The following is a 22,201-nucleotide window of genomic DNA, read 5'->3' as shown; positions in this document are numbered from 1 at the left end:
CAATCAAAAAAGCAATTCCCTAACCGTATGAGTTATGGGATAATACCTGGCGATTATCAACAATTTTCCCGCTTACATCCTTTTTATGGGTTGCTGGTAGTTCAGCTATTCGTCGCAGCAAGTGGCTGCAATTTTTACCAGGCCGACCTTGGCCACGTATTGGCTCCAAAGCGCTTTACTTTGAGCCATGACTATTGCTCCCATTCGCACCGCGCTGCTGGCTTACGGCATGTCGGGCAAGCTTTTTCAGGCCCCATTTCTGGCCGCGCACTCTGGGTTTGACTTGCACGGCGTAGTTGAGCGCACCGAGCAGCGCATGCACCACGATTATCCCGGCATTCGCAGCTACCCGAGCATAGCCGAACTCCTGGCCGACCCCACCATTGAGCTGGTGGTGGTGAACACGCCCAGCACCACCCACTTTGAGCTGGCCAGCCAGGCGCTGCGCACTGGCAAGCATGTGCTGCTGGAAAAGCCCGTGGCCACGTCCGTCGCCCAACTACAGGAGCTATTCACCCTTGCCCGGCAAGCCGACCGCCACCTACTGGCCTACCACAACCGGCGCTGGGACAGCGACTTCGGCGCTGTGCGCCGCGTGGTGGCCGACGGACAGCTGGGCCAGCTCATCGAAGTGCACATCCGCTACGACCGGTATAAGCCGGTGCTGAGCCCCAAGAAGTTTAAAGAAGAACCCCTGCCCGGCAGCGGCCTGCTCTACGACCTGGGCCCGCACATCATCGACCAGGCCATCAGCCTGTTTGGTCAGCCGCTGAGCAGCCACAAAACCGTGGGCCACTACCGCCCCGGCACCCAGGTCGACGACTTTTTCTCGCTGCACCTGCGCTATCCGGCGGGCCTCAACGTGTGGCTCACCTCGGGCCTGCTGGTGGCCGCCCCCGGCCCGGCGTACGTGCTGCACGGCACCCTCGGCAGCTACCAAAAAGGCCGCACCGATGTGCAGGAAGCCCAACTACTGCAAGGCGTACGGCCCCTGGCACCCGAGTACGGCCACGAACAGCCCGGCCAGGAGGGCTGCCTCACCCTGGCCGCACCCGAGGGCACCCTGACCACCACACCTGACCACGCTGCGCCCGGCAATTATATGGCTCTATTTGAAGCAGCCTTCCAAACGATTCGCCAGGGCGTCCCCTACCCCATCCGCGAGGAGCAGCTGCTTTGGCAAAATGAGCTGCTGGCTGCGGAAGCGGTGTAGACTGTCTTGCTGTGAGCACCTTTTTCTAGCTGAGCAGGGCCCCAATTGATTATAAACTCGGCTAACGGGACCTCACCTCGGGCATACAACGGCTGAGAGGGCCTGCTATTGATAATACAGCCGAGAACTTGTTTGACCTTGGCCAGACCCAAACCGGTCAATTTTTCGTACTTGCCTCCAGCACGGGCAAACCGCGCCCTTTTGTCTATAACCTACTGACTAATTGTACCCGTGTTTCGCTCCTACGCTGTCTTGCTGTTGCTGCTCAACTACCTGCTGGTAGTTGGGGCTGGCCTGGTGGAGCGGCCCGCGCGGGTAATTGACCGGCCTTTTGCCTACGTGCACAGCCACCATTGCCAACAGCTCAACGCCCTGCGCATTGGCTGCTTTGATGACTGCAACGGCGTGCAATATACCGTGCAGAAGAACGGCGGCCGCCCCCCGATAACTCAGCTGCTGACCAGCCTCAAAGGCCTGGATACGCATTACCTGCCCGATGTGCGGGTGGTATTCACCACGCCGATATTCTGGCAGGCGGGGCCCCGGTTGGCGGCGCGGGAGTTAGCCGTGCCCCCAGGTTTTGGGGAGTTAATTGAGCTACCGCCCCAGCGGGGATGAGTCGTGCGCGGTCCAATCCGGGCCGTTTCGTCTTATTTATTTTGACGCCACTGGCGGAGCCGTAGGGTTTGGCCGCGCGTCTCTTTCCCCATATCCATGAATTTTCTGGCATCTCCTCTCCAACCCGCAGCGGGCGCTGTGGGCATTTCTTCCCGTGTGCAGCTACCGGCGACTGGCCGCGTAGCGTTGCTATTTCCCGAGCTGGGCGGCAAAACCCTTCCGGCTCCATCGGCGGGAAACTCGCCGGCCCACCAGCCCGGCGGCATGACTCGGCACCGCTCGCAGCACCGCGCCCAATGCCGGGCCGCCTGCATGAGCAAGGCTAATTTCTAATTCCAGGGCATTCTAAACCCTTGCTTTTGCACATTAGGCAGCCCCGCCGCAGTTGGTGGGGCTGCCTTTCATTTTATACCATCCACAAAACCAGCCCTTCACCATTCAGCCCGTTATTATGGGAGCATGTGGTGCTGGACAGGGTTACGCCGCGGCCACCGCTTGCAGCTCTTTCACCAAGTCGGCGGAGCCGACGAAGAGAGGCGCCCGCTGATGCAAATCGGTTGTGGGGGGCACGTCGAGCACCACATCGGCCCCGGTTACGGCCAGGCCGCCGGCCTGCTCGATAAGGAAAGCCAGCGGATAGCACTCGTAGAGCAGGCGCAGCTTGCCGCCGGGCTTATCCGCGGTGGGTGGGTAGAGGTAGATGCCGCCCGTGAACAGGTTGCGGTGATAATCAGCAACCAATGAGCCGACGTAGCGGGCCGAAAGGCGGCGCTCCTTGCAGGTGGTGAGGAAGGTGCGCACGAACTCCGGGTAGTCGAACCAGTGGCCTTCGTTGCAGGAAAATACCGGCCCGTTGAGCGGAATTTTAATATCGGGGTGCGAGAGGAAGAATTCACCCAACGAGTTTTCGTAGGTGAAGCCCGTCACACCGTGCCCGGTGGTGTACACCAGCATGGTGCTGGAGCCGTAGAGCACATAGCCGGCGGCCACCTGGGCCCGGCCACCTTGCAGGAAATCCTCGTTTCGGGCTGGCCCACCAATGCGCGACACGCGGCGGTAGATGCCGAAAATGGTACCGATGCTCACATTCACATCGATATTTGAGGAGCCGTCGAGCGGGTCGATGGCCACCACGTACTTACCGTTTTGGTTGCCGGTCTGAATGATTTGCTCGTTCTCCTCCGACAGCACGGCACAGGCCTCGCCCCCATTGGTGAGGGCCCGGATGAAGCGAATATTCGCTTCTACGTCGAGCTTTTGCTGCGCTTCTCCCTGCACGTTTTGCTCGCCCATGGCCCCCGTGATGCGTGAGAGGCCGGCCCGGTTCACCTCCCGGTTCACGATTTTACCCGCCAATGCAATGTCACGCAGCAACTGCGACAGCTCGCCGGTGGCGTACGGAAACTCGGCCTGCTTCCGCATGATGTAGCGCTCCAGAGTAGTGCCAACGGGCGTGGCCAGGGCGTTTTCATTTACCATTATAGGAAGGAGCGTTTAACAGTGAGCGGTTGGTAGAGAGAGGTATCCATAGTGGGCGAGTGGAGTGATGCTACGCACCACTACGCGGAGTCCAATGGCCCCAGCCCGGAGGAGTCCAGCACAAAGAAAGACATCGGCTTCAACTTTTAATCGTTTCCTCGCTAGGATTTATCGGACTCGTCGAACCGCACCATTTTCATGTGGGGAGCGAAGAACTGCATCAGCAGCCAGGCCAGCAGGTAGGCACTGCCGCAAATGAGGAACATAATGAAATAGGCCTTGTTGAGCTGCCCAATGCTTTCGTAGTACTTGAACATGCCCTTCTGCACCAGGGCCGTGAGCAGAATGCCGCCCAGCCCGCCGGCCATGCCGCCCAAGCCCGTGACGGAAGCCACCGCCCGCTTGGGAAACATGTCGGAGGCGGTGGTGAAGATGTTGGCGCTCCAGGCCTGGTGCGCCGCCGCCGCGAGGCCGATGACCAGCACCGCCAGCCACATATTAATCTGCCCGAGGTACTGCACGAACACGATGGGCAGCACGCACAAAGCAATGAGCAACATGGCGAGCTTGCGGGCCCGGAATGCCGGCATGCCACCCTTCATAAAGCGCAGCGGAATCCAGCCGCCGCTCACGCTGCCTATGCTCGATAGGATGTAGACGAGGGCTACCGGCAGGGAAATCTGGGTGCCTTTCAGCCCGTATTGCTTGTTGAGAAAATCAGGCAGCCAGAACAGGTAAAACCACCAGATCGGGTCGGTGAGGAACTTGCCGAACACGAAGGCGTAGGTCTGGCGCACCTTCAGCAGCTGAAACCAGGAAATTTTGGGCTGCGTCTCGATGGCCACGGCGGCCATGTCGTCCACGTCGCTGTGGATGTAGTCGAACTCAGCTTTGGTGAGCTTGGCATGCCGGGCGGGCACTTCGTAGAATGCAAACCACAAAACCAGCCACACGAAACCCAGCGCGCCGGTGATGATGAAGGCCCATTTCCACCCGATGGTTTCGGCGATGAGCGGCACGGTTATCGGCGCGAGGATGGCACCCACGTTCGAACCCGAGTTGAAGATGCCGGTGGCCAGCGCCCGCTCCCGCTGCGGAAACCACTCAGCTGTGGTTTTGATGGCCGCCGGGAAGTTGCCCGCTTCCGACACCCCCAGGAAAGCCCGCGCCACGCTAAAGCCCACCGTGCTGCTGACCAGCGCGTGGCCCATGGCCGCCAGGCTCCACAGAAACGTGGACAGCGCGTAGCCCGTTTTGGTCCCCAGCTTGTCGATGATGCGGCCGACTCCCATCATCCCCAAGGCGTAGGCCACTTTGAAAGCCAGCTCAATGTTGGCGTAGTCGCCGGAATTCCACTTGAACTCGGTTTCCAGGTAGGGCTTCAGCAGCGAGATAACTGCCCGGTCGAGGTAGTTAATCGTGGTGGCGAAGAATACCAGGCTGCAGATGGTCCAGCGGTATTTGCCAACGGCAGCATTGGCGGTATCCAGCGGCGAGGCGGGGCGGCTTTGGGTGGGAGAAGGCGTCATCGGGTTGGGAAATTAGGACCAGGGGCAACACTCAGGGCGGAAGCCATCGGTGCGCGGCGCACCGGTGGGCTACTACTTTTTCAACGTCTCGACAAACTGCATCAGCTCGCCGATGCGGGCGGCCAGGGCGGTGGTATCATCGGCATTTTTGAAGAGCTGCGAACCCATGCCCACCGCATTCACGCCCGCGCCAAACCAAGCGCTGACGCTTTCTTGAGTAGGCTCCACGCCGCCCGTCACCATGAGCTTGATGTGGGGCATGGGCCCTCGCAGGGTCTTCACATAATCGGGCCCCACGGCATTGCCGGGGAATATTTTGACTACTGCCGCGCCCAGCTGGCTGGCCTGGTAAATCTCGGTGGGCGTGAGGGCGCCGGGCAGCCACGGAATGTCGTGGGTGCGGCACACGGCCGCTACTTCGGCCGTGGCGCAGGGCTGCACCACGAAGGCGGCACCAGCGGCAATAAATTGCTCGGCCTGCTCCGCCGTGAACAGCGTGCCGATGCCCAGCACCATATCCGGGCAGCTGGCTTGCGCAAAGGCACGCAGCTCGGTGAATACCGCCAAGGCGTTTTCGCCCCGGTTGGTGAACTCAAACACCCGGATGCCGCCCGCGTAGCAGGCCTGTAGCATGCGCTGGGCATAAGCCGCATCGGCGTGGTAGAACACCGGCACTACCGGGTAGCGCAGCAAGGTGGCAAGCGTGTCAGAAGCAATGTACTGGGGCATCTTTTGTTATGTAGGAACTGGAAATTTCTAGAAGAACGTCATGCTGAGCGGAGCCGAAGCATCTCGCCCGGGGTCATCCTCGCGATTGAGCTTAGTGGTGGCACGCGAGATGCTTCGGCTTCGCTCAGCATGACCGCCTGTTTAATGCTCTTCCGCACTATTTAATGTGCTTGACAGGTTAATGTGCTTGGCAGGATGTTCTCTTGGAAATTGGTTGATTTATCGCTGTAGGCGGCCGCTGGTGTTGCCGCGCATGATTTCTTCCACCTCGGGCACGGTTACGAGGTTGATGTCGCCGTGAATGGTGTGCTTGAGGGCCGAGGCCGCTACTCCGAACGTGAGGGCCTGCTGCGGATTATTGTAAGCGAGCGAACCGTAGATGAAGCCGGCCATGAAGGCATCGCCCCCGCCAATGCGGTCTACAATGGGGTTGATGTCGTAGGTGATGGTTTCGAGGAACTGCTGGCCGTCGTAGTACAAGCCTTTCAGGCCGTTGTGTGAGGCGCTGTGGGTTTTGCGGCGGGTGGTGATGACTTGCTTGATTTGCGGAAACCGCGCCATCACCTGCTGGGCCACGGAGACGAACTTGCTGTCGGTGCCGGGCAGCGGCCGGATGCCGAACAGGTCGTCGGCGTCGTTTTCGGAGCAAACCACCACGTCGCAGCCAGCCACCAGCTCGGGCATTACGGCTTGGGCCGTCTGGCCGTACTGCCACAGGTTGCGGCGGTAGTTCACATCGGCCGAAACGGTGATGCCGAGGCGGCGCGCGGCGGCAATGGCCTGGCGCGTTGCCTCGGCCGATGCGGCCGAGACGGCGGGCGTGATGCCGGTCCAGTGCAGCCAACCGGCATCTTTCAGAATTTCATCCCAGTTGAAAGCGGCCGGGTCGAGGTAGGAAAAGGCCGAGTTGGCGCGGTCGTAGACCACCTTGCTGGGGCGCATCCCCGCCCCTACTTCCAGAAAATAAAGCCCGAGCCGGTCGCCTCGATATACGGTGGCGTCCATGTTCACGCCCAGAGCGCGGAAGTGGTGGGTGGCCGCGTGGCCCAAATCGTTGGCGGGAAAGCAGGTGACGTGCGCGGTGGGTACGCCCAACCCGGCCAGGGAGGCGCCCACATTGGCTTCGCCACCGCCGTAGACAATTTCCAGGCTCGCGGTTTGGGCGAACCGGTAGTTCAACGGCGGCGAGAGCCGCATCATGATTTCGCCGAACGTGACAACTTGCTTCATCTATGTAGGGAACTTGGAATCTTAATAAACAGGGACGCTTCTTACAACGCAGCGCACAATACGCTATCGGCAAAACTACTTACTGGGCCGCGACGGCCGCCGGGGCGGCTACTCCTTTTTCGAAACCAAAGTATTGCCTGGCGTTGCCGTAGCAGATGTCTTGCACCATGCCGCCCAGCAGTTGCATATCGGCGGGCAGGTCGCCGTTTTCCACATCGGTGCCGAGCAAGTTGCAGAGCACGCGGCGGAAATACTCGTGGCGCGGGTAGGAAAGGAAGCTGCGCGAATCGGTGAGCATGCCCACGAAACGGCTCAGCAGGCCCATGTTGGAGAGGGCGTTGAGCTGCTTCTCCATGCCGTCTTTCTGGTCGAGGAACCACCAGCCGGCGCCGAACTGCATTTTGCCCACCACCGAGCCGTCGTTGAAGTTGCCAATCATTGTTCCGATCAGCTCATTATCGGCGGGGTTGAGGTTGTAGATAATGGTTTTGGCCAGCTTGTCCTGCCCATCGAGGCGGTCGAGGAAGGCGGACAGGGCGCGGGCTTGCGCAAAGTCGCCGATGGAATCCCAGCCCGTATCGGGGCCGAGCCGGCGGAGCATGCGCGAGTTGTTGTTGCGCAGCGCGCCGAGGTGGAATTGCTGGGTCCAACCCTTTGCCCAGTCCAGCTCGGCCAGCAACACCAGCAGGGCCGATTTGAGCTGGCCGCTCTCGGCCCCGGTCAGCTCGTGGCCGCCCCTGATTTTGCGGAAGCTGGCCGCGATTTCCGCCTCGGTATACTCGGCCACGTACAGGTGCTCGAGGCCGTGGTCCGACAAGCGGCAGCCCACGCTGGCGAAGAAGTCGTGGCGGCGACGCAGGGCCGTTTCCAGGTCGGCAAACGTGCGGATTTCCACTTCCGCCACCGCGCCCAGCCGGTCGAGGTAGGCGTTGTAGCTGGCCACATCGTCCACCGCCATGGCCTTGTCGGCGCGGAAAGTGGGCAGCACGCGCACCTCGAAGCCGGAGGCGGCAATGGCCTGGTGATGCGCCAGCGAATCGGCGGGGTCGTCGGTGGTGCAGAGGGTTTCGACGTTCATTTTGCGCAGCAGGCCGCGCACGCTGTAGGCGGGCGTTTGCAGCCTGGCGTTGCACTCGTCGTAGATACGGCGGGCGCTGTCCTTATTCAGCAGCGCGCTGATGCCGAAGTAGCGCTGCAATTCCAAGTGCGTCCAGTGGTAGAGTGGGTTGCGCAGGGTATAGGGCACGGTTTCGGCCCACTTTTCAAACTTCTCCCAGTCGGAAGCATCGCCGGTGATGTAGCGCTCGGGCACGCCGTTGGCCCGCATGGCGCGCCACTTATAATGGTCGCCGGAGAGCCAGAGCTGGGTGATGTTTTCGAACTGCTTATCCTCCGCAATCTGGTCGGGCAATAGGTGATTGTGGTAGTCGATGATGGGCATCGGCTTGGCAAACCGGTGGTAGAGCGTGCTCGCCGTGGCGGTCTGGAGCAGAAAATCATCGGAGAGAAAAGGCTTCATAATCAACTGGGCATGCAGACCCCGCGCCTGCTAGGTGACAATGTTTCAAGAGCCGAAGGTAGCCCGCTAAGCGCCTCATTTCCGCCATTTAGACGCCCGATTCTATTTTTTTATTACTGTAAACGTTTACAAAAAATGGGAACGTCATGCGGCGCGCAACGCCGCTGCCGGCCGGGGTCAGGATAGTGCCAGTAGCATTGCATATTACTACGGAATAAAATCGGTCAGGCGTGGCGTATGGCGGAGCAAATCCTGCGGGTATGACTCGTTTTTAATGGCTATTCGAGCGGTTTTGGAGTCGGTGTCCCGTAACGCAGCCTTTTAATTCGCCCGTCAGCTGGTCGGGTGGGCTCGCAGACTAAAAGGCCACGCTACAGCGGGGCGGTACACCGACCCCGAAACTGTTAGTAAGACGCCAGTAAAACCCTGTCATCCCAAGTTTGGATGGCAAGGTTTGGCCTTAAATCCTTCGTCCCAAACTTGGGGTGACGAAATTTGGCTCCAAACCCTTCGCCCCAGACTTGGGGTGAAGGATTTAAGGCCAAACCCTCCTTCCCAAACTTGGGGTGACAGGATTTAACGCCAAACCCTCCTTCCCAAGTTTGGGAAGGAGGGTTTAAGCACGAAACCCGGCCTTCCCGAAGTTGGGAGGCCGGGTTTCGAGTGGCAGCGGGCATTCTTTCGAAGTAGCCGCCTGCCTTACCGGAACAGGTACGAGGCAATGGCCAGCGTGATGAAGATATTGAAGGTCTGGGCCAGCAGGAAGGCGAAGAGCGGCTTTTTGTTTTCCTGCTTGAACAGGTCGCTGAAATTGGTTTCGAGCCCGATGCTGGTAAAGGCCAGGGCAAACCAGAGGCCTTGCACGCTTTTCAGGCCCCCCTTCAGGGCCTCGGTGGTGGCCGGCGCCAGAAAGAACGAGAAAAGAAGCGACGCCCCCACGAAGGCCAGCACGAACTTCGGAAACCGCTCCCAAATGACAGCCAGCGTGGGCTTGGTGCCGGGCTCGCCAGCAGCCGGGTGGTTGGTGTAGGTCCAGTACAGCGAAATGACGAACGCGGCCCCGCCCAGCAGCACGTTTTGCGAGAACTTGACAATGGTGCTGATTTTAAGGGCCGTTTCGCCCACCAGCGTGCCCGATGCCACCACGGCCCCCGTCGTGTCGATGCTGCCGCCGAGCCAGGCGCCGGTTACTTCCTGCGACAGGCCCAGCCAGCGGGCGGCGTAGGGCATCAGTATCATCATCGGGATGGCCGTGATGAGCACCAGCGAAATCACGTAGGACAGCTTCTTGGGGTCGCCCTTGATGGCGCCGGCCGTGGCAATGGCCGCCGAAACCCCACAAATAGACACGCTGCTGGCAATCATCATCGTCAACTCGTCGTCAATCTTCAGCTTGCGGCACAGCCAGAAAGCGAAGTACCACACCGACAGCACCACCACCAGCGCCTGCACCAGGCCCAGCGAGCCGGCCTTGAGAATATCGGCGAAGATGACGCTGGTGCCCAGCAGCACCAGCCCGATTTTCACGAACAGCTCGGTGGTGAGCGTGGCGCGCAGCCAGTCGGGCAGGCCAAAAAAATTGCTCACCAACAAGCCCGCCAGCAGGCTAAAAATCACGGCTTCCAGGCCCAGCCCCCGCGCCTGGGCGCTGCCCGCCACCAGCAGCGCCAGCACCGTGAGCCCATACACCAGCGGAAATCCCAGCGCAAAATGCCGCACCGACCTGCCCGTAAGCCGGGCCCCAATGCCCGCCGCCGCCCCCAAATACACGAACTGCGCCAGCACGAGCTGCAAATTGGCCGGGCTGAAAACCTTGCCCGTCAAATCGGCCCAGCTGCCCCAGCTATACACCGGCACGGCAAACGGCAGCCCCAGTAGCGACAGGACAATCAGCAGCCCTCCCAGCACGACGACCACCCAGTCTTCATGCAACGTGAAAGCGCGTTTAACAACAATAGGCGAAACCGGAGACATGCTTGAAATATGGGGGAGATGGGAAATTGGGGGATGGGTTTGAGGCAGCCATCAATTGGCAAAAAGCGGCGCGGCGGGCAGGTCAAACACGTCGCGCAGGGCGCGGCGGGCGGCGTGGTAGCCACACATGCCGTGCACGCCGCCACCCGGTGGCGTGGCCGAAGAACACAGGTAGAGCCCCAGCTGCGAGGTGCGGTAGGGCGAAGCGCGCAGGGCCGGCCGGGTAAACAGCTGGCGGATGTCGAGCCGGCCGCCGTTGATGTCGCCGCCCACGTAGTTGGGGTTGTAAAGCTCCATACCGGCCGTATCGAACGTATGGCGGCCAATAATCCGGTCGCGGAAGCCGGGGGCAAAGCGTTCCACCTGGCGCTCGATGGCCTCCGTCATATCCACCCGCGAGCCGTTGGGCACGTGGCAGTAGGCCCAGGCCGTGTGCTGGCCGGCCGGGGCGCGGGTGGCATCGAACCGGCTGGGCTGGGCCAGCAGCACAAACGGCCGCGCCGGGTGCTGCCCCCGCGCCGTGGCCGCCTCATTGGTCACTATTTCCTTCGCGGTATTGCCCAGATGCACCGTCCCCGCCTGGGCGCACTCGGGGGCCGTAAACGGAATGGGCGCATCCAGGGCCCAGTCTATCTTAAACACGCCCATGCCGTAGCGGTAGCGCCGCAGCTGCCACTGATAGATGCGCGACAAATGGTGCCCCGCAATCCGAAGCAGCTGCGCCGGCGTCACATCAAAAAGGGCCGCCCGGGTCTTGGGCAGCTGCGCCAGCGAATGCACGAACGTGCCGCTCTCCACCTTGCCGCCTAGGGCCACGAAGTGGGCCGTCAGCGCATCGGCAATGGCCTGCGAGCCGCCTTGGGGCAAGGGCCAGCCGCCCCGGTGCGCCGCAATGAGGAGCACCAGGCCAATGGCCGACGTAGTCAGGTTGCTGAGCGGCTGAATGGCATGGGCCGCCACGCCGGCAAAGAGGCCTCGCGCGTGCTCGCCCCGAAAGCGGCGGCCGAGCACCGTTGCCGGCAGCAGAGCCGGCAGGCCAAAGCGGGCCATGTTCAGCGGGTGCTGGGGCAGGCTCAGGGGGGCCAGCACGTCGTTGGCAATGCTGGGCCAGCGGGCCACCAGCGGGGTAAATAGCCGGCGGTACGTGTCGGCATCGGGGCCGAGGCCCTGGGCCGTTTCGGCCAGGGAAGCCACCGCCGCCGCCGCGGTGCCGTCATCAAAGGGGTGCGCCACGGCCACGGGCGGCGTAATGTATTCGAGGCCGTATTGGGCCAGCGGCAGAGTCTGGAAGAAAGGCGAAGCCGCCGCCAGCGGATGAATGGCCGAGCAGATGTCGTGGTGAAAGCCCGGCAAGGTTAGCTCGGCGGTGCGCAGGCCGCCGCCCAGCTCCTTTTTCCCTTCGAGCAGCAGCACCGACAACCCAGCCTGCCGCAGCACAATGGCCGCCGCCAACCCGTTGGGCCCAGAACCTACTACCACGGCATCATATTCGGTATTACTCATGCAAAATCTGTATGGAATATTTTGTGGACTGCCCGACCGGGGGAACCTCACGAGACCCCTGCGGGGCGGGCCCCGGTTCGCTTGATGCGCGAAGCCAAAAGAGAGAGGAGCCTGACGCCTGGTACGGACAATCACTTTCTACCGGCGGGTGAGACGCAACGCAAGAACAGAACCGCACTGTAGTTCTGTTCTTGCGCCATGGGCTAGTACTGGCCGGCAACGAGCGTAGATGGTGATAAAGTATACTTACGGTCAACCCGGTCGAGGACGACGTAGAGCGAATCCTTTTTCTCATTGATGCCGCGCAGTACGACGTGCTTGCCGCCATCGGTAGCCTGGTAGGCCAGTACCAGATGGTCGCGCTTTTCGGGGCGCTGCTCGGCCCGGATGCCGCGCTCGCGGCGCGTGCTGTAGGCACTGGGGTTGATTTTGGTGGTTTCATCGCCGATGCGGGCCAGGGCGGCGGGGCTGATCCACTGGGCCAGCGAGGCCTGGTACTTGGCCTGCTGGGCGGCGGCATCGGTGCCTACGTAGCTGCCGCCAGAGTCGCCGCCGTAGCCGTTATCATGAGCCGCGGGAATGCTGCTGCCGCGCGGCGCCCCGGCTTGGGCAATGGCCTGGCTAGCCGGCTTGGCCTCCCGCTTACGGCCGTCGCCGGTGCGGATTTTACTTTGCAGATACAGTGTGTGGTCGACGGTGTCGGCATCGTAGTAAAACACGCGCTGCCCGCCGGCCAGCCCGGTCGTCTCGAAGGTGCGGTTGATGTCGCGCATGGCCGCGCCGCCGCCGTTCGACAAGTCCAGCTTGAGCGGGCGGTTTACCTTGTAGGTAAGCGTCGTCCACTTCTCAAACGTGGCCTGCTGCCAGCGCACGCTGTCGAGGGGCGAGTAGGGCAAGGTCTGGCCATTGAGGCGAAACTCCGTCACGTTGTAGAGGCCGCGCAGGGCGGGCACTCCTTGCTGGGCCGGCTGCTTGTAGGGGTCGTAGCGGAAGTTCAGGTATTCGAGGTAGGTCAGGTACACCAGGAAAATGCCGATGGTGGCCGCCTTCAGCCCCAGCCGGGTAAAGCGCAGCCACGCCGCCCGAAACTGCGGGTAATAGTGGCGCGGCACGGTGTAGCGCTCCCGCACCAGCAGATTATACACATTGGGAATATCCTGCACCAGCAGAAAAACTCCCAGCAGCACGAAATAGGAGCTGTACACGTGTACCCCGCCGTCGTAGGCGAAGTTGACGAACACAATATCACCCAGCGCGCCCACCAGCAAAGCCGCGCCCAGAAACGTGGTGCGCCGGAAAAACAGCAGCACCCCAGCCAGCGTCTCCACCACGCCCGCAAACACCTGGTACCACGGCACGATGCCGACTTGTAGCCAGAATATCTTCTGGGCCGTCATGTCGCCAAAGTCGCTATTGAGTAAGCCAATGGAGGGGTAAGGCATCTGGGTCGGAAACACTTTGGTGAAGCCGAAACCGATAATACCGATGCCCGCCCGGAAGCGCACGATGACCCGCAGCCAGTAGTAGAGCACCTCGTACTCGGCCCGCTTGCGGTCGAGCAGCGTCCAGATTATTCCGATGACGAGGGCAATGCCCAGGGCAATAAACCACTTGTCGTAGCCCAGCAGCACCGGGGCCGCCCCCTCTCCCCCGCCCTTCAGAAAGAAGCTGGGCGAGAACCGGGCCAGGTCGTACACGTCGCGGTAATGCCCGTGCAGCCAGTCGATGCTGACCAGGTTCTTGTACCAGCCCACGTCGCTGGGCAGGCTCAGCAGAATGAAAAACGGAAAGGCAATGCGAAACAAGACGCGCTGGTAAGGCTGCCAGGGCTGGCGCCCGGCGGCATCGGCCGGGGCCACGGCCGGAGCCGTTTGCGGGTCGCTGAGGGTGGTGGTTGCCATTAGGGATGCGGAGGATAAACGGTGAGGTTACAGCTTCAGACCGCCCCGGCGGCCGGTTTTGCCGGCTTCTTCGAGCAGGTATTTCTTGGCGCGCTTCTCCAGCACCACGTACAGCTCGCGGCCCTGCTCGTCGGGCCCGGCCAGCACGATGGTGTTGGCGTTGGGGCGGGTCAGGCGCAGTACCAGCGGCTTGGTACTTTCCTGCTTGTTGCGGTTTTGCAGAGTCAGGTGCTGGCCATCCGGATGCAGGGTGTAGCCGTAGTAATGGCGGCCCGCCGCGCCGGCAAACTCGTAGTTGCGGTCGGGGTCGCGGGCCGGGATGTTTTCCGTATTGCTGTTGTCCAGCACCACCGGCCGGGGCGAGCGGACACTGAGCGTGGCCCATTTCTCAAACACCACATCCTGCCAGCGCTCGGGGTCGGTGGCCGAGTAGGGATGCACCTGGCCATTGAGCCGAAACTCGCGCACGTTGTAGAGGCCGGCCGCGTTGGGCAGCCCCGGCGCGGTGGTGTAATGGTAGCCCCCGGCCTGATACGCTGCGTACGATTTCGCCCCGTACACCCCCACAAATAGCAGCACGAAGGCAACCTTCGCCGCCCGCTTGGCAATGCGCGGCCAGCCCTCGGGCAGGTTCAGACGGAAGCGGTTGGGCCGGGTCGGGCGCTCCAAGGTGAGCAGGCTATTCAGGCGGCCCAAATCGTACCACAGCACCAGCAGCCCCAGGGTAATCAGATAGAAGCTGTACACGTACTCTCCTCCTTCGTAGGCTAGGTTCGAGAGAAACACGTTGCCCAAAAAAGAGAGCAGCACGAAAGCCCCAGTGCTGGCCGTGCGCCGGCTCAGCAGCAGCAGGGCACTCAGCACTTCTACCAGCCCCAGAAACGACTGGTACGAAGGCACGATGCCCAGGCTCAGCGAGAAGATTTTCCAGTCGCTCAAGTCGCCGTAGTGAGTGTTGAGGTGACTGAGCGAGGGCAGCGGCGCCTGCATGGGGAAGAGCTTGATGAAGCCGTAGCCGAGCAGGGCTGCCGCTAGGCGGTAGCGCACCAGCACCCGCAGCCAGTAGTGGAGCGTGCGGTACTCGCGGCGGGTGCGGTCGAGCTGGCCCCATACCACGGCCACTACCGCCGCAATGCCCGCCACCACGGTCCAGTTGGCGAAAGTATCCGGCCCGTCGAAGAAGCGCGGCGTGTAGTGCGCCAGCCGGAAAATATCCCCAACCGACAGCCCCGACCATCCACTGACTATATCGCGGTAATACTTCCAATCGAGCGGCACTACCTGCAATAGGAAATACACGAACACAAACCGAAACAAGGCTCTCTCATAGCCAGGCCACCCAGCATCGTCCTGGTTTGCGGGCGCCGAAACCGGGACCGGCGGCGCCAGATGCTCCTGCACCGGCGCGCCATTGAAGGATAAGGTATTGCTCATCGGGGCGAAGGAAAAAGGGGAAAGAAAACCGGACTCGTCGTGCTGCTCGCGCGCTGACGCCGCGGATTGATGATGGTCGGAGCTAGACATGGCGGTAGGATTAGGAGTGTGTGTAGTTGGCGAGTAACCTCACCTAAATCCAGCGGGCACGCTCCCGGCTCGTCGGAAGCACGAAGCCCAGAGGGAGGAAAGCCGGATAGCGGAAGAACCTTTTCAGGCTGGGCCGGCTACTGCGCCCGGCCACCCGGCCACGACCAGCTCATCTTAATACCCAGGGTTCTGCTTCAGCGCGGCATCGACTTGCAGTTGGCTGATGGGCACCGGCAGCAGCAGGCGAAACGCGGGCAGCGGGGCAGCATTATTGAGCGGGTCCTTGAAGACGGCGGTAGCCCGGCCCGTGCGGGCGAGGTCGAACCAGCGGTGGGGTTCGAGGGCAAACTCCAGGCGACGCTCGTTCTCGATGGCCAGCAAAATGTCGGGCTGCGTAGTGGCCGGACTATTGGCCAAGCCGGCGCGGGTGCGGACGGCGTTCAGGTCGGCCAGGGCACCAGCCAGATTGTTCTGCTGGGCCCGGGCCTCGGCCCGAATCAGGTACAGCTCGGCAATGCGGAACACGTAGCTCGGGTCGGAGCCGGGGTTGCGGTAGTAGAGATTGCCGTACCAAGTGGTACCGCCCACAGCGGCAATGAGCGTGCTCCGGCCGTTGGGCGTGTTGTTGGGTGCGGTGGTCAGCACACTCACCAGCCCAGCGTTGGGTGCCCATTGCCGGGTGCCGCCGTTGGAAGTAGGCTGCCAGTTGCCCCGGTGGGTGTTGGGCTCGGTGGTGCCGTTATAAAAAATCTCGAAGACCGATTCAGCCGTGCCCCGGACATTATTGGCGAAGAAGCTATTGAAGGGCGCTAGCAACTGGTAGTTGGCATTATCGGCCACGAGGCGCGTGGCGTAGCTTTCGGCCTGGGCCCAATTGCCCTGGTACAGGTATAGCCGGGCTTTCAGCGCCCACACCGTTTTGCGGGTGGCGCGGTAGCGGTCGGTGGGTTGCACCGTGGCGGGGTTGGGCAGCAGCGGCTCGGCGGCGTCTAGGTCGCGCAGTACCTGGGCGTAGGTTTCGGCCTGCGTGGCACGGGCAATGCCCTGGTTATCGGTGGCCTTGAGCGTGGGCTGCGTGATGAGCGGCACCCCGCCAAAGGTGCGGGCCAAGTCGAAATAAGCCAGTGCCCGCAGGAAATATGCTTCTCCCAGGTACTGGTCGCGCCGGGCCTGGGTTAAGAGTGGGTCGGCTACGCCCGGCACTTTGGCCAGCACGTGGTTGGCCCGGTTGATGGTCACGTAGATGCTCGACCACACCGTGCTGATGGTCGCGTTATCAGCCCGCACGTTGTGCGTAATGAACTCCTGCACCTGCGACTGCGTGCCCGTCCACTGAATGTCGCCGCTGCCCAGGTAGCCAATCGACTGGAAGCTGGTGCCGTAGTAGCCACTGTTACTCAGCGCGCTATACACTCCGTTCACGGCTGTGGAGGCCGATTTCTGGTCCACAATGGTCTGATTGTCGGCAATGGACTCAGTCGGGGACACGTCCAGGTAGCTGGTGCATGCGCTCAGGCCCATTATCAGCGCCATCACGAGGAAGGGCGCAATGCTCCTCAGGTAAGCCCGTGAAAAGAAGGAAACCGGTGCGGGCCGGCGCAGGAGCAGCGCCCGCTGGCGGAAAGGCATCCGCTGACGAAGATAAGTAGCTGACATAATGCTTGATGATTAAAAAGTAGCGTTGACGCCCACCTGGAAGCTGCGGGGCTGCGGCGGCGTGCCCAGGTCGATGCCCTGCTGGTTGGCGTCGCTGCTGGCCGCCGACTCGGGGTCGAGGCCGGTGTATTTGGTGAGCAGCACCAGGTTGCTGCCCTGCGCGTATACCCGCACCGTGCCGCCGAGCACGCGCCGCGTGAGGGTTTCGGGCAGCGTGTAGCCCAGGCTCACATTGCGCAGGCGCACAAACGAGCCATCCTCCAGCCAGCGGCTGCCCCCGTCGAGGTAGTTGTTCACGTTGATGCCATCGGGCCGGGGCACGTCGGTCACGTCGCCCGGCTTCTGCCAGCGCGCTAGGTTGCTGGCAAAAATCACCCGCGCCTCATCCCGTGCTCCGCCCCCTTCGCCGAAGAAGCGGTTGTGGTTATACACCTTGTTGCCGTACTGAAAGGCAATCAGCACGCTGGCATCGAAGCCTTTGTAGGTGATGGTGTTGGTGAGCCCACCGAAAAACTTGGGCCAGATGCTATCCACAATCTGCCGGTCGGCCGCCGTGATTTTGCCGTCCTTGTCCACGTCGTCGTACACGGCGTTGCCAGTCTGTGGGTCCACGTACAGCTGCTTGTACAACCAGAAGGAATACAGCGGGTGCCCCTGCTGCTGCAAAATGAGGTTGCGACTGCCAAACTGGGCCGGCGTATTCAGCTTCTCAATATTGTTGACGTTGGTAGCCACGTTAAAGCCGCTGTTCCAGCTAAAGTCCGGCCGGCGAATGTTAACCGTATTCAGCGCAAATTCCAGTCCCTTGTTGCTGATTTCAACCCCATTGGCCCAGTAGCTACTGAAACCCGTGGTGGCCGGCTGCGTCAGCTGAATCAGCCCGTTCTTGGTGTACTTCGAGTAGGCGTTGAATTCCACCCCAAGGCGGTTGTCGAAAAAGGCTAGGTCCAGGCCCACGTTAGCTTGGCTGGTTTGCTCCCACTTCAGGTTGTCGTTGGCCAGCTGCTGGGGTGCGATGCCCGCGTTGTCTTGGTAGTTGGCTCCGCCGTTCCACAGCCCGCGGGCAGCAAAGTTGCCAATGCCGTTCTGATTGCCTGTCACCCCATAGCTGGCGCGCAGCTTCAGCTCACTCAGCACCGTCACGTCCCGCAAAAAGCCCTCCTCCTTGAGGCGCCACGCGGCGCCCACGCTGGGAAAATAGCCCCACTGATTGGCCCGCCCAAAACGCGAGGAGCCATCGGTACGAAAGCTCACGTTGAAGAGGTAGCGCCCGTCGAAGTTGTAGTCGGCTCGCCCAAAAAAGGAGGCCAGCCGGTAGGCCGACCGGTTTCCGATGCTGCTGGCGTTTCCAGTAGTGCCGGCGTTTCCAATGCTGCTGGTAACTGATGCCGCGGAAATCTCTTTGAATGAATTATTGGGGAAACCGGTGCCCTGGGCATACGTGCGGTAGAAGGTATCGCCCTGCAAGCCATTGCCCACGATAACGCCCACCGTGTGCCGGCCAAACTGCTGGCGGTAAGTGAGCGTGTTCTCATTGAGCAGCGACGCGTACTGCGACGCGCTCGACGTGGCCAGCCCGCCCACGCCAGCTCCCGCAATGAGCAGCGTGTTCCAATACTCCTTCTCGTCGTAACTGTTGTAATCGACGCCGAAGCTGGTGCGAAACTTCAGCGTGGGCAGCAACTGAATATCGCCGTACAGGTTGCCGATATAGCGCAAGCTGGTCGAGTTTACGTCGTAATTTTTCAGCAGCAGCTCCACGTTATCGAAGCTGGCGCGGCCCACCAGCTGCCCATTGGCATCGTAGGGCGAGAGCAGCGTAGGGGTGTGCAAAGCCGCCTGGAGCAGCCCTCCCGCCGGGCCATCCCCGGCCCGGCCTTCGTTGCGGTAGGTGCGCGAGAAGCTGTTGCTGACCCCGATTTGCACCTTATCAGAAAGCTGCTGGTCCAGGTTAACCTTGAAACTGGCCCGCTGGAAATCAATGGGCTGCAAAATAGACTCCTGCTTGGTAAAGCCGCCGCCGATGTAGTAGCGCGACGCGCTGTTGCCGCCCGCCACCGACACGTCGTAGTTCTGCAGCCGCGCGGTGCGAAACACCTGGCTCAATCGGTCGAAGGTAGGCTGCTGCTCCGGCAGGCCGCGCCCGCCTTCCGACACCGGCCGGTACGGGCGGTTCTCGAAAGTACGCGGGGTTGGGCCGGTGGTATTGAGCCAGTTTTCATTCACCAGCGTGGCGTGCTCGGGCCCGGTAGCCAGCTCCCAAAGCTCAGCCGCCTTAGCCCAGCCCTGCGACACATTCAGGCTTATTTTGGGCTTCTGATTGAAGTTGCCCCGCCGGGTGGTTACGATTATCACGCCGTTGGCCCCGCGCGAGCCGTAGAGCGCCGTCGCATCAGCATCTTTCAGCACCTCCACGCTCTCGATATCCGACGGATTGAGGTCGGCGATGGGCGACGTGGCCTTGCCCCCGGTGCTGATGGTTTGCAGGCTATTGTTGTTGATAAAAACGCCGTCCACCACGTAAAGCGGCGTATTAGAGCCGTTGATGGTGGTGGCCCCGCGCACCCGCACGTTCACAGCAGAGCCGGGCACCCCCGTATTCGACGAAATCTGCACGCCCGACACTTTGCCTTGCAACTGCGCATCGAAGCTGCCCACTGGGAGTTCCTTGGTATCGGTGGGGTCCACTTTCACTACCGAGCCAATCAGGTTTCTACGCTGCTGCGTGCCGTAACCCACCACTACCACCTCGTTCAGTTCACCGCGGTCGGGCACGAGGCGAACCGTGATGCTGCCCGTCCGGTCGGCCCTCACTTCCTGCGCCTTATAGCCTACGTAGGAAATGAGTAGCGTGGCGCTGGTCGGTACATCGGGCAGGCTAAAAGCGCCTTGGTTGTCGGTAACCGTGCCAGTGGTCCCACCCTTCACCCGGACGGTAACGCCGGGGAGGCCTGCCCCGTTTTCATCGAGTACTTTACCGGCGAGCGGGGCGTCCGCTACGGCATGTGCGCCAGGCAGCACCACGCCGAAGGCTGCCTGCGTAGTCGCGGCTAACCCCAGCGTGAGCAAAAGAATGGGTACAGGGGACTTCATGGGTATGCGGATGACGGAATAGCAAAAAATCGAATGAGGGGGAGCGCTGGGCTGCGGCAGCGAAAGAACTGGCCGGCGCAATACCAGGCCTGGGGCAGTATAAAGCCCGTTGGGTCTCGAAAAGAGGCGAAACGAGCGAATTGTGGCAGGAAAACCTGCCGAGGCGGGCCCGAAAGCAGTGCCTGATGAGCCAAACCCGCTACCAAGAGGACACGCCCCAACAAGGCGTTTTTGACCAGGCAACAAAGGCTGTTACCTCAGAATCTTTCCATTTTCATTCCGCAGACCCAGTGGCTGGGTTCTTGGCCGCACGCCTCCCCAGAGCCCTGTGTGCGTAGCGAATGACATGGATTCGCCGAACAAAGAGCCCTACACCGTTTCAATTTTTCATAACTCATGAAAAACGCACGGCCAAACAGTTGAGGTGGCTTTTACCACGCGCAACTGCTGGGAGAAACCACGAAAAATGGGGAACCCCGCTTGATAGCTGGAGCAGCTACGGCACTATTTCGTGCAAACTGCTACGGCCGCCGATGCACAGCAACAACAGCACTGGATAGTGTTGCTGGTGGTGAATGGTGCGGGGAAATTGCCGTAGTGGTACACGAGCGGTTGTTTTTATAGTAATCAGGTAAAATCACGCTGACCTTCAGTTGGCACCTTGCCCGCGGTTGCGGATGGTTGCCGGCGTATCATAGAGTCTGTCTCTCCACGCCTCTGTATAAAAACCAGCCTGGTGCTAGCAGGTTTTGGTAGTTCAAAGGTAAAGTAGGAAAACTGGGATTTGCAATTATTTTTTTGTGATGTCAAACACTTTGTTCCTCAAAAGCTCCTCAATACGCCCTGCGCTGACCACTCCTTTATCAGCATTAAACACCTTGATTTTCAACAAAATTTACCCATTATCAAGATAGTTACACTATCAAATTATCCGTATTCATACAACAGCCCCAAAGTGAATTCACATTTGATGCCTGTATCATCAACCGCAGCAATTGTGATATTATCCCGAAGCAGAAATGAAAAAGTAATTTGATTTTTCGAAAAACGGGCCCTTACCTTTGCCTCACCAATACCTGCTGACGACAGGCTGGTTTTTATACAGAGGCGTGGAGAGACAGGCTCTATGATACGCCGGCAACCATCCGTAACTACGGGCAAGGTGCCAAGTCCTGACCATATAAAAAAGCTACCGTGGCCTTTTCACGTATCCTCTGCTTTTCTACCGCCCCCTGTGCAACGCTGCGCCCGTGTTGTGCGCCCAGCGTTGCCGTCTGTATGCGTCGGGCCGGCCAGGGGTGTTGAGTGTCGTCTACGTCCTTTCTCTCTAGTGGCCCAAGGCTTGAGCTAGCATCGCTGCTACGGGCACACAAAACCGATTTAAGCTATTTGTATTAGCCCAAAGTGAGGGCGAAGCGGCCTACCACTCTCAAATCAGGGTGATGCTTCCGAAGCGGTTTTTGTGCACCAACAGCCGCTGAACACAAGCCACATTTATCTTCGCTTTCCAGGTTAGCTCCAATTGCAGCACGGCTGGCTAATGGCCACTCTCACGCCTCTGCTTACTTACAGTTGAATAGCTAAACTCCGAATTCAGCCGGGCCGAAATTCATCAATTGCTGCTCGGCGTGACCAGCCCACCAAGTAGGCTTCCCAATCTTTTCTTATACAGAATCTCAAGACAGCTTTCTGCCTGTAAAGAAAACTCAACATAGCAACCGGACCAAAATCAAAAAGGACGTCGTACTGGGCAAAGCCTACGCGGCTTACCTCGCTTTATGGGTGGGACTTGACGGCGGGCAAGTCGCAGCAGCAGCGCTCGGTATGACGGACTTTTTGTTGGAATCGGCCTCTTATCTCCAACAACTTCTACCCTCCTTCCTCTCCCATTATGATAGAAACTCAAGCCCTCGCACCCACCAGCTTATTTGGCCAAATTGCCGAGTACCAGCACGAGCAAGTCGTGTTTTGCCACGACCACGAGACGGGCCTGAAGGCCATTATCGGCATTCACAACACCGTGCTCGGGCCAGCACTCGGCGGTACCCGCATGTGGCACTATGCCAGCGACATGGAAGCACTCAATGACGTGCTGCGCCTCTCGCGGGGGATGACCTACAAGGCCGCCATCTCCGGCCTGAACCTGGGTGGCGGCAAGGCCGTCATTATTGGCGACCCGCACTTAAAAACGGAAGCGCTGCTGCGCAAGTTTGGTCGGTTCGTGAAGAACCTC

Annotated in this window: 15 protein-coding genes and 2 riboswitches; of the genes, 4 read left to right on the top strand and 11 right to left on the bottom strand. The window is 60.7% G+C overall.

The features are described 5' to 3' along the window. Positions 1-187 precede the first annotated feature (187 nt). From WX88_RS19775 to WX88_RS19765, 3 genes are all read left to right on the top strand, one after another. A complete protein-coding gene (locus WX88_RS19775; protein WP_046246147.1) occupies positions 188-1,213 on the top strand; it encodes a Gfo/Idh/MocA family oxidoreductase in 1,026 nt (341 codons plus the stop codon). Positions 1,214-1,444: 231 nt separating this feature from the next. Further along, complete coding sequence (locus WX88_RS19770; protein ID WP_046246146.1) at positions 1,445-1,831, top strand: hypothetical protein; 387 nt, start codon at positions 1,445-1,447, stop codon at positions 1,829-1,831. Positions 1,832-1,927: 96 nt separating this feature from the next. After that, on the top strand, positions 1,928-2,164 hold the full coding sequence (locus WX88_RS19765; protein WP_046246145.1) for a hypothetical protein: 237 nt from the start codon (positions 1,928-1,930) through the stop codon (positions 2,162-2,164). Positions 2,165-2,308: 144 nt separating this feature from the next. Here the strand turns inward: WX88_RS19765 and fbp are convergent, their stop codons facing one another. The 11 genes from fbp to WX88_RS19710 form a co-directional block, all read right to left on the bottom strand. After that, complete coding sequence (gene fbp, locus WX88_RS19760; RefSeq protein WP_046246144.1) at positions 2,309-3,310, bottom strand: class 1 fructose-bisphosphatase; 1,002 nt, start codon at positions 3,308-3,310, stop codon at positions 2,309-2,311. Positions 3,311-3,471: 161 nt separating this feature from the next. Beyond that, on the bottom strand, positions 3,472-4,839 hold the full coding sequence (locus tag WX88_RS19755; protein WP_046246143.1) for an MFS transporter: 1,368 nt from the start codon (positions 4,837-4,839) through the stop codon (positions 3,472-3,474). A gap of 72 nt (positions 4,840-4,911) precedes the next feature. Further along, a complete protein-coding gene (locus WX88_RS19750; protein WP_046246142.1) occupies positions 4,912-5,568 on the bottom strand; it encodes a beta/alpha barrel domain-containing protein in 657 nt (218 codons plus the stop codon). 219 nt (positions 5,569-5,787) lie between these two features. Next, positions 5,788-6,798, bottom strand: coding sequence for a sugar kinase (locus tag WX88_RS19745; protein WP_046246141.1), 1,011 nt, complete (start codon positions 6,796-6,798; stop codon positions 5,788-5,790). A 79-nt stretch (positions 6,799-6,877) separates the two neighbouring features. Then, a complete protein-coding gene (gene uxaC, locus WX88_RS19740; RefSeq protein ID WP_046246191.1) occupies positions 6,878-8,317 on the bottom strand; it encodes a glucuronate isomerase in 1,440 nt (479 codons plus the stop codon). Positions 8,318-9,016: 699 nt separating this feature from the next. After that, complete coding sequence (locus WX88_RS19735; RefSeq protein WP_046246140.1) at positions 9,017-10,291, bottom strand: YeiH family protein; 1,275 nt, start codon at positions 10,289-10,291, stop codon at positions 9,017-9,019. Between the two features lie 51 nt (positions 10,292-10,342). Continuing rightward, a complete protein-coding gene (locus tag WX88_RS19730; RefSeq protein ID WP_046246139.1) occupies positions 10,343-11,794 on the bottom strand; it encodes a phytoene desaturase family protein in 1,452 nt (483 codons plus the stop codon). A 203-nt stretch (positions 11,795-11,997) separates the two neighbouring features. Beyond that, the gene (locus WX88_RS19725; protein WP_046246138.1) at positions 11,998-13,695 is read right to left on the bottom strand and encodes a hypothetical protein; all 1,698 of its coding nucleotides are present in this window, start codon (positions 13,693-13,695) and stop codon (positions 11,998-12,000) included. 27 nt (positions 13,696-13,722) lie between these two features. Continuing rightward, positions 13,723-15,219 carry a DoxX family protein gene (locus tag WX88_RS19720; protein ID WP_231590751.1) on the bottom strand — a complete coding sequence of 499 codons (1,497 nt, stop codon included), beginning with the start codon at positions 15,217-15,219 and terminating at the stop codon, positions 13,723-13,725. Between the two features lie 174 nt (positions 15,220-15,393). Next, positions 15,394-16,875 carry a RagB/SusD family nutrient uptake outer membrane protein gene (locus WX88_RS19715; RefSeq protein ID WP_449404335.1) on the bottom strand — a complete coding sequence of 494 codons (1,482 nt, stop codon included), beginning with the start codon at positions 16,873-16,875 and terminating at the stop codon, positions 15,394-15,396. 12 nt (positions 16,876-16,887) lie between these two features. Beyond that, positions 16,888-19,968, bottom strand: a complete 3,081-nt coding sequence (locus WX88_RS19710) for a SusC/RagA family TonB-linked outer membrane protein (protein WP_052732880.1) — start codon at positions 19,966-19,968, stop codon at positions 16,888-16,890. A gap of 615 nt (positions 19,969-20,583) precedes the next feature. Then, a riboswitch (SAM riboswitch) is annotated at positions 20,584-20,696 on the bottom strand. A 366-nt stretch (positions 20,697-21,062) separates the two neighbouring features. Next, positions 21,063-21,155, top strand: a riboswitch (SAM riboswitch). Between the two features lie 704 nt (positions 21,156-21,859). On the opposite strand from WX88_RS19710, the gene WX88_RS19705 reads away from it, so the two are divergent. Continuing rightward, a partial coding sequence (locus WX88_RS19705) for a Glu/Leu/Phe/Val dehydrogenase dimerization domain-containing protein (RefSeq protein ID WP_046246137.1) occupies positions 21,860-22,201 on the top strand: 342 nt, incomplete at its 3' end.

It is taken from the genome of Hymenobacter terrenus (genome assembly GCF_000972495.1).
GTDB classification, from domain to species: Bacteria; Bacteroidota; Bacteroidia; order Cytophagales; family Hymenobacteraceae; genus Hymenobacter; species Hymenobacter terrenus.
Note: the sequence above shows the minus strand (reverse complement) of the source record. Positions and strands in the feature narration are given on the sequence as shown.